Annotated in this window: 13 protein-coding genes; 4 read left to right on the forward strand and 9 right to left on the reverse strand. The window is 49.2% G+C overall.

Translation table 11 applies throughout. The features are described 5' to 3' along the window. Positions 1 to 63: 63 nt before the first annotated feature. Positions 64 to 444 (reverse strand): GTP pyrophosphokinase, encoded by a 381-nt coding sequence (locus HUN05_19475; GenBank protein ID WDP87035.1) that lies wholly within the window; start codon positions 442 to 444, stop codon positions 64 to 66. Between the two features lie 353 nt (positions 445 to 797). Between HUN05_19475 and HUN05_19480 the strand changes: the two genes are divergently transcribed. Beyond that, positions 798 to 1,136: an antibiotic biosynthesis monooxygenase gene (locus HUN05_19480; GenBank protein WDP87036.1), complete on the forward strand. Its 339-nt coding sequence runs from the start codon at positions 798 to 800 to the stop codon at positions 1,134 to 1,136. Positions 1,137 to 1,179: 43 nt separating this feature from the next. Here the strand turns inward: HUN05_19480 and HUN05_19485 are convergent, their stop codons facing one another. The 3 genes from HUN05_19485 to HUN05_19495 all read right to left on the reverse strand — a co-directional run bounded on the left by HUN05_19485 (position 1,180) and on the right by HUN05_19495 (position 3,318). Continuing rightward, positions 1,180 to 1,590, reverse strand: coding sequence for a hypothetical protein (locus tag HUN05_19485; GenBank protein WDP87037.1), 411 nt, complete (start codon positions 1,588 to 1,590; stop codon positions 1,180 to 1,182). Continuing rightward, positions 1,587 to 2,030: a hypothetical protein gene (locus HUN05_19490; protein WDP87038.1), complete on the reverse strand. Its 444-nt coding sequence runs from the start codon at positions 2,028 to 2,030 to the stop codon at positions 1,587 to 1,589. Before HUN05_19490 ends, HUN05_19485 begins: the two co-directional genes overlap by 4 nt. 169 nt (positions 2,031 to 2,199) lie before the next feature. Then, the gene (locus HUN05_19495) at positions 2,200 to 3,318 is read right to left on the reverse strand and encodes an ISAs1 family transposase (GenBank protein WDP87039.1); all 1,119 of its coding nucleotides are present in this window, start codon (positions 3,316 to 3,318) and stop codon (positions 2,200 to 2,202) included. Between the two features lie 497 nt (positions 3,319 to 3,815). Between HUN05_19495 and HUN05_19500 the strand changes: the two genes are divergently transcribed. From HUN05_19500 to HUN05_19510, 3 genes are read left to right on the forward strand one after another with little or no spacing between them, the layout of a single operon-like run. After that, complete coding sequence (locus HUN05_19500; GenBank protein WDP87040.1) at positions 3,816 to 4,412, forward strand: helix-turn-helix transcriptional regulator; 597 nt, start codon at positions 3,816 to 3,818, stop codon at positions 4,410 to 4,412. Further along, on the forward strand, positions 4,409 to 5,773 hold the full coding sequence (locus HUN05_19505) for an efflux RND transporter periplasmic adaptor subunit (GenBank protein ID WDP87041.1): 1,365 nt from the start codon (positions 4,409 to 4,411) through the stop codon (positions 5,771 to 5,773). The genes HUN05_19500 and HUN05_19505 overlap by 4 nt, the downstream gene beginning before the upstream one ends. Positions 5,774 to 5,779: 6 nt before the next feature. Continuing rightward, positions 5,780 to 8,821: an efflux RND transporter permease subunit gene (locus HUN05_19510; protein ID WDP87042.1), complete on the forward strand. Its 3,042-nt coding sequence runs from the start codon at positions 5,780 to 5,782 to the stop codon at positions 8,819 to 8,821. A gap of 24 nt (positions 8,822 to 8,845) precedes the next feature. Here the strand turns inward: HUN05_19510 and HUN05_19515 are convergent, their stop codons facing one another. The 5 genes from HUN05_19515 to dctP form a co-directional block, all read right to left on the reverse strand. Further along, complete coding sequence (locus tag HUN05_19515; protein ID WDP87043.1) at positions 8,846 to 10,078, reverse strand: DUF2817 domain-containing protein; 1,233 nt, start codon at positions 10,076 to 10,078, stop codon at positions 8,846 to 8,848. Between the two features lie 176 nt (positions 10,079 to 10,254). Then, positions 10,255 to 11,370, reverse strand: coding sequence for an alanine/ornithine racemase family PLP-dependent enzyme (locus HUN05_19520; GenBank protein WDP87044.1), 1,116 nt, complete (start codon positions 11,368 to 11,370; stop codon positions 10,255 to 10,257). 1 nt (position 11,371) lies between these two features. After that, entirely contained in the window at positions 11,372 to 12,661 is a 1,290-nt protein-coding gene (locus tag HUN05_19525) for a TRAP transporter large permease (protein ID WDP87045.1), read from the reverse strand. Positions 12,662 to 12,714: 53 nt separating this feature from the next. Then, positions 12,715 to 13,221 carry a TRAP transporter small permease gene (locus tag HUN05_19530; protein ID WDP87046.1) on the reverse strand — a complete coding sequence of 169 codons (507 nt, stop codon included), beginning with the start codon at positions 13,219 to 13,221 and terminating at the stop codon, positions 12,715 to 12,717. Positions 13,222 to 13,294: 73 nt separating this feature from the next. Next, positions 13,295 to 14,371 carry a TRAP transporter substrate-binding protein DctP gene (gene dctP, locus HUN05_19535; GenBank protein WDP87047.1) on the reverse strand — a complete coding sequence of 359 codons (1,077 nt, stop codon included), beginning with the start codon at positions 14,369 to 14,371 and terminating at the stop codon, positions 13,295 to 13,297. Positions 14,372 to 14,398: the final 27 nt, after the last annotated feature.

Genomic DNA, 14,398 nt, shown 5'->3' on the forward strand with positions numbered 1-14,398 from the left:
AAAGCAGATCTCCAAATCTCTTATGGGACATGGGGGTTGGTTCAATTTTGCAATGTTTTAAACTCATCCCATGTGCTGCGATATTTTTGTAACCGGGACAAATCTTAGTCCCTTATTTTTTTTAAATCTTCTGATATCCATATTGCCCTCAAGGTCTGCCAGTTTCGCTTTAACGGCCAGGGCATTTTCTTTGACTTTTGACATGCTCTGTTCATAGATTTCCTGACCCTGGCTCCGTGTCTGGCAAAAGATTGCATCCAAAATGTTCTTGATAAACCCGAGCCGGGCCAATTCATCAAGGGTGAATTGGGAATCCTCAACAGCATCATGAAAAACCGCTGCAATCATCTCTTCTTGGCTGTCCATTTTCATCATTACCCGCAGGGGATGATGAATATATTCCCAGCCGGAACCATCCTTTGGGAAACCTAGTATCCCAATCATTTTTCCATTGCCCTGTTTGCAAAACAAATCATTTAAAAATAAACATTGATTCGCAAAAAGATAAACAGACTTATAGTATTGCAAAGGATTTCATGTCAACAATATGGGAGAGATAAAAAAAATATTTTTCAAGTGATCAATAAAACAAAAGGCAAACCCAGAAGGCCCGCCAGGGAACAGGCAGGGAAACAAAAAAGGGGAATCAGGTCATGACAATATGAATTGACAATAATTGATAGATCCTGTTACACTTAACATCTCTTCTCTGAGATTCAATTGAGACAGACATTTTTCTTATCCCCATTGCTGCTGGCCATACTTTTTTTACACTATTTTATTAAAAAGGAGGCAATATGGCAGTTTCCATTATTATCAAACGTTCTGTAAAGAATCAGGACATCGCATCCCAACTGGCGCCCTTTATTGTTCAGATGAGGTCCAGGGCTGCGGTACAGCCGGGGTTTATCACCGGCCAGACCTTTTCATGCCTGGACTGCCAGGGGGAATATCTGGTCATCAGTACCTGGAACACTCTGGAAGACTGGAACAAATGGATGCACAGCCAAGAACGGAAAAACATCCAGAACCAGGTGGATGAACTTCTAGGCGAAAAAACCGTTTACCGGTATTATGAACCTGTGGTAGGGGGAATTCCCCCAAGGTTTCAAGAGGAATACCCGGCCGGATCATAGGATGACCCCCAAATCCGGCCCGGAAATCAAGGATATTTTGGGATCACTGATTTTCTTGAGCAGCGCATCCTTTGCCTGAGCCTGTTTCATCCCCCTGAGTCTCAAGCCCCAGATGGGTCCTGACCTTGCAGATGTCATTGCCTTCCACCACCCAGGACCCGTCAGAGGCTACAACCAGGGGAACAAAGGAGATCTGTGCCAATTTGAACAGATCATTGGTTTTTTTGATCAATTCATCGGCCTTTTCGCAGATGGCCATGGCATTTTCCCCGGTCATCCCCTGATAATCCTCATATGAATAATCATTGCAGATGGCATGGGCAGCCATGTCCCGGCTTTTTGTGCCCAGCACCGGATAGATGATCATCTCAAGGAAGAGTTTGGCTTCAAAGGCAAGTTCTTCAAGATTGGACATCAATTCTTTGCAATGGGAACAATTGGGATCCGTGATCACATAGATTGATCCTTTTGGATTCCCAGGTTTAAAGGACATGGACACAAGGGGGGCAATGACTTGATCCGGGTCTTGAAAAAGGCCTTGCGCTTTTCTACAAGCAAGGCCTCTTTTTCCTTTGCCGCCTTTTGCTCCTCTTGGGCCACATCAGACAAACCGTCCATGGTCTCCCGGGTCAGGGCCTGGCCTTGCTTGTACATCTGGCCTGCCATAACAAAATCTTTGCCCGCATATATGGGCGCAAGCCGGCCTTCAATGGAAAGGACCACTTCGCACAACCCGCTTTGCTCCTGTTTAAAAACAATTTTTGCATCAGGGGGCAGCGGGGCCTGGGCAGAAATCCAGTCCAGGTCAACGTGGGTACAGGCATCATTGGCCATGGCCAAAGGCAGAATCCCAAAAAATACAAACCATCCGATCAATAGCAACCTTACTCTCATGGAAACGTCCTTTTTCTACAGGGGGTATCAATTTTGGCACCCTTATGCCGGGTGAAAGCCTCTCTCTTTGTATCATACTCCTTTATCCGGGCACAAGAAAAGATCAGCCATCCCAGGGCTCACGCATGTAAATATCGTAAAGTGCCTATAGTTTTGATTGGTTCAAGTATCATCCAAACATAACTTCCTCCAGATATTTGATATCCATAGCAGCATTCAACCTTTTGGTTTTTACACTCCCTTTAAATGTCTTATTGTTCCGTAATAAATTTAATGCAATGTGCCGAATCGCTGCAAAATTCTCAGGAGAGTTCCCCTTTCTGACTCTGCTTTCGTCTTCACGGAACGCAATATCCAATACCCAATGCACTGAATTTTCAATTCCCCAATGCCTCCTGACAGCATTACCAAAAATATTGGGGTCGCTATCCAGGCTCGATATATAATATCGCTTTTCATGACTGATCTGGCCGTCCATTTCCCGGGTGGATTCAATCATTCCAATACTTTTCAAACCTTTCCAACTTTTTTTATCTTCAAACCAATCAATATCAGAGGTTATCACAGCCCTGCGCGTTTCGACTCGACCGTGCCCTCCGTCAACACTGGTCTGTTCATTAAACTGGTACCCCTGATTTTTCATTTCTTCCATTTTATTGAAAAAAAGTACCGCTTCATCATGCAAGGTTTTATGATTTTCTTTCAGGGCAAGGACATAGTCACACCCTTTGTTTATTATGGTTTCAGCGATTTTCTTTTGAGTGCCCATGGCATCAATGGTTATAATGCAGCCCGAGATATCTAAAAGTTTTAAAAGATTTGGAATGGCCGTAATTTCATTTGATTTTTCTTCGGTTTTTAATTGCCCTAAAACCACTTTATTAGACGAAGCCCACGCACTGATCATATGAATGGCTTTCTTATCATTGGAGGTATCGTGTGAACGCCTTAGAGTTTTGCCGTCGATTGCAATGACTTGACCTTTGGTCATCTTTGCAACCGACTGAACCCAGTGCATAAAACTGCTCTGAAATTCATTCGGGTTCATCCTTTCAAAAATTCTGCCAAAGGTGTCATGGGAGGGTATCCCATGGGGAAGGCTTAGAAATTTTGACAACCACCTTTTTCTCTTTTTGCCAAAGTTTTCAATTTGCTCATAAGTGTCTGCGCCAGCAACTACCGCACAAATTGCGATGATGACGACATCAATTAAATTATGAAGCTTATTGTGGTGTATGGGGTCCTGAATATTGTCAAAAAAAGTTTCAAGAGATTTTTTTTCGTTCATTGGCAACTCCCTGTGTTTATTGCCATATATATCGTATCTGTGCAGCGATGTCTAGGAAAATTTTGTTCGATGCTCATATACTATAACAAGCCAGGAGAGCCAGGCTGGGATAGGGTGAAGGGGGTGGAGTGGCGTAAATGAGCGGCCCGCCAGGACGGCATAGGTCCGATCATTTCCGCTTCTTAAGCGGTCAGGACGACCGCTTAAGATTTAACGGAATCCCCCTCACCTATTCCAGCTGGGTAAGGACGAATCTTAATAAAAGTTACATGCGATGACCCTGGTTGGGGCGCCATTTTTTAAAGGCAGGCCGTTGTAGTGATTCATTATAGAATCGTAAAAAAATGTAAAATTGCATTGCATATTAAAGCGGACTGGTTATTTTTCTTGAAATTTAAAAATTTGATTGACTTGAAACGGAGATCTTGTATTTTTATCATCTCAAATGAGACGCTTAAGTATCAAACGAGATGAATTTGTTTAAATTGGGATGGAATATGAATCAGACAACCCGGGAACGGATTATTAAACAGGCCATTGTCTGCATTGCACAGGACGGCAATGCCGGACTGGATGACATTGCCAGGGCTGCCAATGTCGGGCGGGCGACCCTTTACCGCCATTTTAAATCCAGGGCCGACCTTTTGACCGAGCTTAAACTCAGTGCCGGAGACCAGCTTAAGGATGCGGTGGGTCCGGTTTTTGACTCTCAGATGTCCGCTTTGGAAAAACTGGTCCGAATTGTCAGGCTCCTGGTCCCGCTGGGTGCCAGCCTTAATGTCTCTTCCTATTTTAAACAATCCATTAAAGATGAAAAAAATCTTTTGGTCAGGCAGGGGTATGAATGGCACCAAAAAAATGCCCGGCAATTATGCCTGGATCTGAAAAAAGAGGGGGCCCTGGCAGGGGATCTGCCTCTGTCCTGGCTGGTTGCCAGTATGAACAGCCTTTTGTTTGCCGCCTGGGAAAAGGTGGAAGCCGGGGATCTTGCCCCTAAACAGGCACCTTGGCTGGTGTTGACCACCTTTTTAACGGGGCACGGTACCTTAAAAACCCAAACCTGGTTTACTGATTTAAAGGAAGCAACTCAATGAAAGAAAAAAAAGTATGGCGCCTGGCTGTTCCAGCATCCTTGTTCTGCCTGGCCGTAGGCCTGTTCTGGCAATGGGATCTTGTGGATAAGCATTTGGTATCTGCTGCCGTGGGCAAAGACGAGTCAGGTTTGGAAAAAAAACAAGAGACCATATCCAGAATCGTGGGGGTGATTCAGCCAAGGCCTGTCACACAGGGAGCGGTTATCACCCTGCCGGGCAGGGCCAGGGCCGCCACCCAGGCCACCTTGTTTTTCAGGGTTTCAGCCCCCCTTTTGAAAATCCATGCCAGCCCCGGAGACCGGGTTAAAAAAGGGGATTTGCTTTTGGAACTGGATGACCGGGACTACCGCCGGAAGATTGGGGTGGTGGAAAGTCAGCTTAAATCAGCAACAGCCGGTCTTTTGAAGATGAGAACCGGTGCCAGGCCCGAGGATATCAGGATCATCAAGGCCTCCCTTGCTGCGGCCCGGGCTGATCTGGAACTGGCCAGAAAAGAACTTGAACGCCATGAGATCCTCTATCAGAACCAGGCGGTGTCCGAACAGGCCTATGACCGGGCCAAGACAAATGTTCAAGGGCTTGAGGCCCGTGTGGCCGCCTTGGATGAGCAATTGGCCCGGGATAAAAAAGGGGCCAGAAAAGAGGATATCATGACGGCCAAAGCAGGCATTGAAGAGTTGAGGGTCCGCCTTGCCATCGCCCGGGATCAGCTCGACGACACCCGGCTGGTTGCCCCCTTTGACGGGATGGTGACCAAACGCTTGCCCAATGCCCATGAAATGGTCCGCCAGGGGGCGCCTGTGATGATGCTGGAGGATATCTCCGCTTTGGAAATTCCTGTGGACGTTCCTGAAATCCAGGTCCGAAATATTCTGGGCCAGGCCGGGAATATTGACGGTGAATTTTTTTCCCAAGGTTTTGTTGCCCGGTTTCTCACCACCGGTGACCGCCGATACCCGGCAGTGCTGTCTGAATACTCCAGCCGGGCAGACCAGGCCACCGGCACATATGAGTTTGTATTTACGGTGTCTCCTGATTCCAAAGATATGATTTTTCCCGGCATGACCGCTGAAATTTTTCTCATGTCCAATGATGTAAACGCCTTTGAAACGAATCTGGCCATTCCCTTGAAAAGTCTGATGGGGGTGGCGGGAAATTCCGCCCATGTCTTTTGTGTTGATCCAAAGACAAAAATCACTGTCCGCCAGGCCATTACCTTTGAGTCCCTGGACGGTTCAGATGAGGTCCGGGTGATGACCGGGCTGTCAAAAGAGGATCTGGTGGTGGCCCAGGGCGCGGCATTTATCCGTCAGGGCCAAGCCGTTCAATTTGATTTTCCCGAAAAAAAGGGGGCAATGTAACCCAGGATGAAGTTTGCACAGGCAGTTCTCTCTACCCGGATCATCAGTATTCTTTTGTCCGCCCTTGTGGCCTTGGCCGGGCTTGTGATCTATCAGAAACTGGGCCGGCTGGCCTATCCTGATTTTACCATTAAAACCGCCCTGATTGTGACCCCCTATTCAGGGGCATCTGCCCTGGAGGTGGAAAAAGAGCTCACAGATAAAATTGAGCAGGCCGTCCAGAGCCTGGGCCAGCTGGATTATGTCAAATCCATCTCCCAGGAAGGCCTGTCACTGGTCTATGCCGAGATCAAACCTGAGTTCGGCTCGTCCCAGATTCCCCAGATCTGGGATGAACTCAGGCGCAAGGTCAATGATGCGGCAATTTATCTTCCCCCCGGGGCTGGGCCTGCCATGGTCAAGGATGATTTCGGGGATGTATACGGGATATATTTTGCCATTTCAGGAGAAGGGTTTTCCAGCCGGGAACTGAAAACGTATGCCAAATACCTGAAAAAGGAACTGCTGCTGGTGGAGGATGTAGCCAAGATTGACCTCTGGGGGGACCAGATCGAGGTGATCTATGTGGAATTTCCCAGCTCCCGCCTTTCCCAGCTGGGGATTTCTCCGGATATGATTTTTGCCACCCTGGCATCCCAGAACATGGTGACCCCGGCAGGAAAGGTCAAACATGGTTCGGAATATATCCGGTTTTCCACCACAGGTTCCATCTCCGGGGAAAAGGCCATTGCTGATCTCTATATTGCGGGCAAAGGGGGGAAATTGTTCCGGCTGGGGGATATTGCCCGGGTTTTCAGGGGGTATCAAGACCCTGAATCCAATAAGATGCTTTTCAACGGTCAGCCTGCTGTGGGGCTTGGGGTATCCACGGAAAAAGGGGGCAATGTGGTCCACATGGGGGAGAGGGTCATGGAAAAGATCAAGCGCCTGGAACCCATGAAACCCAAGGGTATGGCAGTGGATATTATCAATTTTCAGGCCTCAAGGGTGACCCGGTCTCTGGATGATTTCATGGCAAATCTGGTGGAGGCCGTGGTCATTGTCATTGTCCTGCTCTTGTTTTTCATGGGCCTTCGGGCAGGGCTGCTCATAGGCGCTGTGCTGATTTTAACCATTCTGGCGACTTTTGTGAGCATGTTCATGGCCGATATCACCCTCCAGCTCATCTCCCTGGGTGCCCTTGTCCTGGCCCTGGGCCTGTTGGTGGACAACGCCATTGTGGTCACGGATGTCTATCTCATCTGCCTGGCCCGGGGCAAATCCAAATCATTATCTGCAAAAATCGCCATCCAGAGCACCATCTGGCCTTTGCTTGGGGCGACCCTGGTGGCGATAATGGCCTTTGTACCCGTGGGGCTCAACCCAAGTGCCGGAGGGGAGTTCAGCCGTTCTCTTTTTTATGTTCTGGCCATTAGCCTGGGGTTGAGCTGGGTCTTTGCCCTGACCATTACCCCGGTGCTCTGCGTCCGGTTTTTAAAGCCGACCTCCGATACGGGCAAGGATCCCTATGACCGGCCTTTTTATCAAAAATTTCGCAGGTTTTTACATCTGTGTATCCAAAACAGGATTATCACCCTGGTGATTCTGGTCCTTGTGCTGGCAGCATCCGTGGCAGGATTTAAGGCCGTACCCAAGTATTTTTTCCCTGAATCCACCCGGAATCAGTTTTTTGTGGATTATTGGCGCCCCCAGGGAACCCATATCCTTGAGGTGGAAAAAGATATTCAAAAGATCAGCCGGTTTGTTCAAGATCTTGAAGGCGTGACCCAGGCCACCTCGTTTATCGGAGAAGGCTCTTTGCGGTTTGTGCTCAACTATGACTACCAGTCTGCCAACACAAGCTATGGGCAGGTTTTGGTCCAGGTGGATGATTACAGGCGTGTGCAGGGGCTTTTGCCAAAAATCCGGACCTATATAAAAACGGAATTTCCCGATTCTGAGTTCAAGGCCCAGCGCTTCAAGGAGGGCCCGCCGGTTCCCTATGCCGTGGAAGCCAGGTTCCGGAGGCCGGACATTAACGCCCTGCGCAAGGTGGCAGGCCAGGCCAAAGAGATGCTGCACACCCTGCCCCGGGCCGTGAACATTAAAGATGACTGGCGTCAGCCTGTTAAAGTGCTCCACCCGGTATTCACAGAGACCCAGGGTCGTCGAACCGGGATTACAAGAAAGGACGTAAGCCAGGCCTTTGACTGGAACTATTCCGGCATTACCATGGGTCTGTACCAGGAGAGTGATGAAATGATTCCCATCGTGTCCAGGCCCACAGTCAAAGAGAGGGCTTCAGGGAATCAGTTCAGTCAGATCCAGGTCTTTAGTTCAGTGCTGAACCAATACCTGCCCGTGGGGCAGGTGGTGGAAAAACTGGAATTGGCAGAAGAACTGCCCTTGATCCGGCGGCGGAACCGCATGCCCACCATCACGGTGCAGTGCGATCCTGCCTGGGGCCAGGCCCAGGAACTTGAGGCCCTTGTCCGTCCCATGTTTGAATCTTTAAAACTGCCTTTGGGAGTCTCCCTTGACTGGGGAGGAGAGTCTGAAAAGAGCGCTGAAAGCCAGGCGGCCATAAAATCCTTGTTTCCGGTCTGCCTTTTGGCCATGTTTTTTCTAGTGGTCTGTTTGTTCAACGGGCTTCGTGAGGCCTTTGTGATTTTTTTGTGTATCCCGTTTTCCCTGGTGGGGGTCACCTTTGGGCTGTTGGCCTTTTCCCTGCCCTTTGGGTTCATGGCCATTCTCGGATTTTTGGGTCTTACCGGCATGCTGGTTAAAAATGCCATTGTGCTTTTAGACCAGGTGGCAGAGGAGATCAGGGCTGGCAAATCCCGTTATCCGGCCGTGCTGGATGCCACCATTTCCAGGCTGCGGCCCGTGACCATGGCTGCCGGCACCACCATTCTGGGCATGGCCCCGCTCTTGTTTCATCCTTTTTTTGCAGCCATGGCCGCCACCATCATGGGAGGGCTTTTGGTGGCCACAGGCCTGACCCTTATTGTGGTGCCGGTGTTCTATTCCCTGTTTTTTCAGATAAAAAAAGAGGAGATGGTCTTTTGATCCCAAGCCGGGTGATGGCTTTTTTCAGGGCATGGCTGAATACACCGCAACCGCTTGTGATAAGACCATGCGGGCATCCTGGATTGCCTGGGTCCGCCAGGCCAAAGATGAGGGGTAATACCCCTCCAGGAATCGGGTCTGGACGGTTATCCTCTCGTGTTCAGATTCATATCCAAAATGGGTGCCCTGGTTTTCAAGAATGACATTCTGCAGGGACCTGACCGCACCAAAGGTGGTCTGGCTGTTCAGGGTCCCGAATTCAAGGGCCATGGGCAAATGGGTTTTCTCAGGCATGATCGCCCCCACATAGGCGGTAAAGTCTCCGGTGACCGTATAAAAGTCTTTGTCATCCCCCCAGTCAATTGAGTATCCCTTGAAAAGGGTCTGGATCTTCTGTTTGACCGGGCCCTCTTCCATGGGGCTGGGAAAAAGATGCAGGGTGCCCCGCTCACCATAGCCGGTGTGCAGGTCTATACAGAAAATCGTATCATAGGGGGCAGCCATTTCCCGGATCAGCGGCGTAACTGCGGTGATGGGTGAATCAAGGTGCTTGCCGCCAAAATAGATTCCAGTTTCAAATTGGTACTGCCCCTGTAAAATGGCCTGCCTCAGGGATGCCATCTGGCCCAGAGCCCGGACAAAGAAAAACAAGTTGGGTATGGATTTGAGCCCAACCTTTTTTTGGGGATTCAGCCATGGGGTGAGATCGGTATATCCCTTGTTTACAGATTCGTACAGGGCTTTATCAACAGAGCAATTCCGGTTGAGGTCAATATTGTTTTCCGTTACCCTGCGCCTGTTTTTAAACCCATAGGGGTTGATGCCGTGGATCAGCAGAATCCCGGTTTCATCCAGATTGACCCGGTCCAGGATCTGGTCCATAAACATTTGCTGAACCGCACTGCCCACAAATCCTTCCACCCCATGGATGCCGGAAGTTAATAGCAGAAGGCGTTTGGGGTTTTTCTGGGCGGGAATATGACAATAATCAATGGTCAGGCCTGGTTGGGAGGGGCTTGCAAGTTTAAGGGCATTGATTTGTGTGTCTGGATATTTTTCTGCCGCGGCCCGGGCGGTTTGAATAAAGGCGGTTTTGCAGTCTTCCCAGGATTCCTGAAAATAGACCAGGTCTTGTGAAACGATTTTTGTGTCAACGGGTTTGGGGGTAAAGGTGTTGTACCGAAAGGTAAGCATGGACCCAACAACGGCAATTGCCACGATAACCAGGACGAACAATGCGTTGAATCGTTTTTTCATTTTCAGCCCCCAAAGGTTAAAACAGAGTGTTGACCTTCCTTGTATGGTGTAGAAAAAACACAAGCTTTCTGTCAAGAACAATGTTATCTATAAATGATTCTTTCTTTCTTTACCGTCTTGGGTTCATGATCGAAATGATGGGATATGGCCGGGAAACCAAAAATTTTGAGACGGGGTTAATATTTTAACGGCCGGGCAAGGAAAACCTTTTTCACATAGGGAGAGGTCATGGCCGAAAGCAAAGCCCCGTATGAGAGGCTGAATTTGAATTCATGGCCAATGGGCGGGTGAAATTTATGGGTATCTAACACCAGGTGATCTGAACAGGCACCGATAATGGAGACATCATCCAAGGGCGTCAGCCCATTGGCATTCACATCCTGGCGGCCCAGCCCCAGAATGGCCCTGGCCATCCGGCCCTGGTTTTCAAATTTCGGGCGCTGTCCAAATGCATTTTTTACCACAGGTCCCTTGGGTTTTGAATCCTTGATTTTAAATTCAATCACCTCACCCACCAGGCGGATGGTGTCCTGGTACAGGCATGGCACAGGTTCCCCGGTCAGGATATTGCAGCCGGTAAATATCATCTCACCCATGCGCAGGTTATTGATACAGCCGGAGTCATAATTTTGGGTCAGCCAGGTATAATTTGCAGAATTACCCCCGGAGATCAATTCCAGGTTCAGGCTGAATCGTTTAGATACTTTTTTGACAAGGTTTGAAAAAAAGACCATCCGTTCCTGTACGGGCATCACCCCGGACAGGCAGGCCAAATTGGTGCCGATACCGGCCAGCCGGACACCTTTAAGGCCGATGGTTTGTTTGACAAGCCCGGCAAGGTCCTTGGGCAGTACCCCCTCCCTTAGATCCCCCAGTTCCACCATGAGCAGGATTTTGTGACAACGGTTCTGGTCGAGGGCGGCCTCGGACAAAGCCCGTATCACACTGATTTCGGAATTGAAACTCATATGGGTAAGGCTGACCACCTCATCTACCTGACTGAGCATGGGGGAGCGGATCAGGATATAATCTGCCCGTATACCGCCGTGTATCATTCTTTGGATATTTTCCAGCCGGGAATCTCCGATGAACCTGGCGCCGCCTTCCAGCATCATCCGGGCCACGGCAGGTTCCCCCATCATGACCTTGGTCACCCCGGTAAGGCTGATTCCCCGAAGCCCCAGCATCGTGGAAATGGCCGCACTATTGTGGCGGATCTTGTTCAGATCGATTTCAAGACGGGGAGTCTTTAAGGCGTGCCGCCTGTCACGGACAAGTCGTTTTGGATCCATTTTAACCCCAGGAGAGTCCCAGCAGGGTCGGCACCCAGAGGGTCAGGGCAGGCACATAGGAAATCAGGAGCAACGCTGAGATTTCCGCCAGAAGAAACCAGGTCACTTCTTTCATGGCCGTTTCATAGGGAACCCCGGCGATTTGGGACCCCACCATAAGAGACATGCCCATGGGAGGGGTTGCATTTCCTATGTTGACATTCACCATCATGATCATGGCAAAGTGCAAAGGGTCAAACCCCAGCTTGGTCATAACCGGGGTGACAATGGGGGCCAGAATCACAACGGCCGGACCGATATCCAGAAACATTCCCACCACCAGAAAGAGAATATTGACCATGATCAGCTGTACAATTGGATTCGGGCTGAAAGAAATCATGGCATTGCCGATGGTTTCGGTCAGGCCGCTGTATGTGATCACCCATCCCAGGATATTGGCCGCCCCGATCAGGAAAAAGACCACCCCGGACAACACTGCCGTATTTACCAGGGAATCATAAATCTGGGTAAGGCTTAAGGACTTATATACTAGACGTCCCACAACCAGGGCGTATAGTGCTGCAATGCCCCCGGCTTCTGTGACGGTTGTTAACCCGCTTAAAATAGCGGTTAAAATAATAATCGGGGTGAGCAGGGCCCAGATTGCTTTTTTCCCGGCCTTGAAAATCTGGCCCAGGGAATAGGAGGCTTCTTTTGGGTAGTTTCTGCGAATGCTGATTAAAGCCGAGATACCGAAAAGGGCCAGTCCCACAATGATGCCCGGAACGATCCCTGCGGCAAACATGGAAATAACAGACACTTCCTTGAACATGCTGGCATAAACAATCATGATCAGGCTGGGGGGGATAATGGGCCCGATCACAGAGGAGGCTGCGGTAACTGCCGCACAATATCCTGCCCCATATCCCTTTTCTTTCATGGTGGGAATCAGGATGTTTCCGATGGCCGCTGTATCGGTGACCGCTGTTCCGGTCAGCCCTGCAAACAGGATGCTTGATCCGATATTCACATGGGAGAGACCTCCCCTGAACCTTCCCACAAGACTCAGGGCAAAATCAATTAATTTATCGGTCATTCCGCTGCGGTTCAAAAATTCAGAACAGAGGATGAACAGGGGAATGGAAACCAAAATATAATTTGAGCACCCGGCCAGAAGACGGGTGGGCACAATGCTTAAAAATTCAAATCCCCCGCCTGAAATCAGCCCGAGCATGCCTGATAGACCAATGCCGTATACAATGGGAATGCCTGCCAGAATGAGAATAAAAAAGAACGGAACCACATAAATCATTGTTTACCTCCTGAGCCTCTTGGAATCGAAAACCAAGGACTGGGAATTTGAATTTAATCCGCCATTTCTTTGCGGGCCTGAATCTGCCTGCGAATAATTACAGGGGAGCTTAACAGGTGAATTCCCTGGATCAGGGCACTGATGGGTACGGCTATTGTAAACCACCGGGAACTGATCCTTGTATCCGCACTGATCATATAAAGGTCATTGCTGTTGAGGAACTCCAGCCATCCGAACCAGCCAAGGCAGACGATAAACAGAGCAATGATGCAGTAGTTCACATACCGGACTGCGATTTCAACCCTTAGGGGCAGGCGGCTGATAAGCCCTTCCACCCCCATGTGCTGGCCCCGCTTCAATGCTGCGGGAATGCCCAGAAGGGCCGCCCATATCATGAGCAAGCGTTCCACAGGCAAAGGCCAGGGCAGTGGATCGTTTAACACATACCTGAAAAATGCACCGTAAATGGAAATGGCAAGAATGAGCAGGATGGCAACCACCGCTCCAAACAGTGAAATCCTGTCTGCGAGATCACTGATGCGGTTAAAAAATGAGATCATAATGGCTCCGAAAAATTGTCCCGGGCCGGAGCAAAACCCTGGCCCGGGAGGTGTCGCTGATTGTAATCAAATTCTATTTTCCGTTCACGATAAAGTCGTCATTTTCTTTTTTCAGACGGTCGACTTCAGCCCACAATGCTTTGACTTTTTCTTCAGCAATTCCGAAATCCTTGGTAATCCAATTCAGGAAAGCCGGTCTTAGGATATCTTTCCATTCCTTGGTGGCGTCAGTGCCGGGCATATATGTATCCTTGAAATGTTTTTTGCCCTTTTCCCAATCGAGCAAGGACTGCTGGGCATCCACACCACGGCCGATGGCTGCGGCCTCACGGGCGGTGGTCAAAATAATGGTTTTCTGGTTTTCAGGGAGTTTGGCAAACCATTTTTCACTGGCCACCCAGACACCGGAGTTGAATACATGGCCGATATAGGAACTATACTTATTCACTTCCCAGAATTTTGCATAGGCATTGACGTAGGGGGCATTGAACTGTCCGTCGGCAACTCCGCTGGCAAGGGCTGTGGTGACATCTCCCCATGACAGGGGCACGGCTTTGGCTCCTAGGGATTCAATCATTGCAATTTGAGCCGGGTTTTCTTCGGTTCTTATTCTCAGTCCCTTCATGTCTGCAGGGGTTTTGATCAAACGTTTATTATTGGTAAAGGCCACAAATCCGCCACCGTCGTCCAGGGAAGCAATGTGGCGCAGCCCTGTTTTTTTCCTGCAGTCTTCCATCATATCTGAAAAGTATTTACCGTTGAAAAATTTCCAGGCTGTTCTGTAGGAGTCAAATAAGAACGGGGTGTTGAGCATCTGGTAATCCTGATAAAAGGATGAAAACGCACCTGAGTAGAGCACCGCCACCTGTACGGTGTCACCCTTGATACATTCACGGGTATATTCCACGCAATTGCCCAGCACCATGTTACCGAAGACTTTGACTTCGATTTCATTGTTGGAGCGTGCCTCTACCAGGGTTTTAAAATAGAGGGCAGAGGCGGCAATACCGTTGGTTGCGGTATCGGTCTGGGAGTAGTGGGACAATACGAGCTTGGTTTTGGCAGAGGCTGTCATGGGCACCATGAGCCCCAATACAAGAAGGGCCGTCAGCAGGCTTGAAAAACAAAATGAGTTACAAAATTTTTTCATCGCGGGATGCTCCTTTTAAAAAATTAG

It is taken from the genome of Desulfobacter sp., assembly GCA_028768545.1.
Lineage (GTDB): Bacteria > Desulfobacterota > Desulfobacteria > Desulfobacterales > Desulfobacteraceae > Desulfobacter.

Bases quoted from the DNA above. Each gene is read 5' to 3' on its own strand.
- HUN05_19500 (WDP87040.1), top strand. From the start codon at position 3,816: ATGAATCAGACAACCCGGGAACGGATTATTAAACAGGCCATTGTCTGC.
- HUN05_19505 (WDP87041.1), top strand. From the start codon at position 4,409: ATGAAAGAAAAAAAAGTATGGCGCCTGGCTGTTCCAGCATCCTTGTTC.
- HUN05_19495 (WDP87039.1), bottom strand. From the start codon at position 3,318: ATGAACGAAAAAAAATCTCTTGAAACTTTTTTTGACAATATTCAGGAC.
- HUN05_19480 (WDP87036.1), top strand. From the start codon at position 798: ATGGCAGTTTCCATTATTATCAAACGTTCTGTAAAGAATCAGGACATC.
- HUN05_19510 (WDP87042.1), top strand. From the start codon at position 5,780: ATGAAGTTTGCACAGGCAGTTCTCTCTACCCGGATCATCAGTATTCTT.
- HUN05_19515 (WDP87043.1), bottom strand. From the start codon at position 10,078: ATGAAAAAACGATTCAACGCATTGTTCGTCCTGGTTATCGTGGCAATT.
- HUN05_19475 (WDP87035.1), bottom strand. From the start codon at position 444: ATGATTGGGATACTAGGTTTCCCAAAGGATGGTTCCGGCTGGGAATAT.
- HUN05_19520 (WDP87044.1), bottom strand. From the start codon at position 11,370: ATGGATCCAAAACGACTTGTCCGTGACAGGCGGCACGCCTTAAAGACT.
- HUN05_19490 (WDP87038.1), bottom strand. From the start codon at position 2,030: ATGAGAGTAAGGTTGCTATTGATCGGATGGTTTGTATTTTTTGGGATT.
- HUN05_19525 (WDP87045.1), bottom strand. From the start codon at position 12,661: ATGATTTATGTGGTTCCGTTCTTTTTTATTCTCATTCTGGCAGGCATT.
- dctP (WDP87047.1), bottom strand. From the start codon at position 14,371: ATGAAAAAATTTTGTAACTCATTTTGTTTTTCAAGCCTGCTGACGGCC.
- HUN05_19530 (WDP87046.1), bottom strand. From the start codon at position 13,221: ATGATCTCATTTTTTAACCGCATCAGTGATCTCGCAGACAGGATTTCA.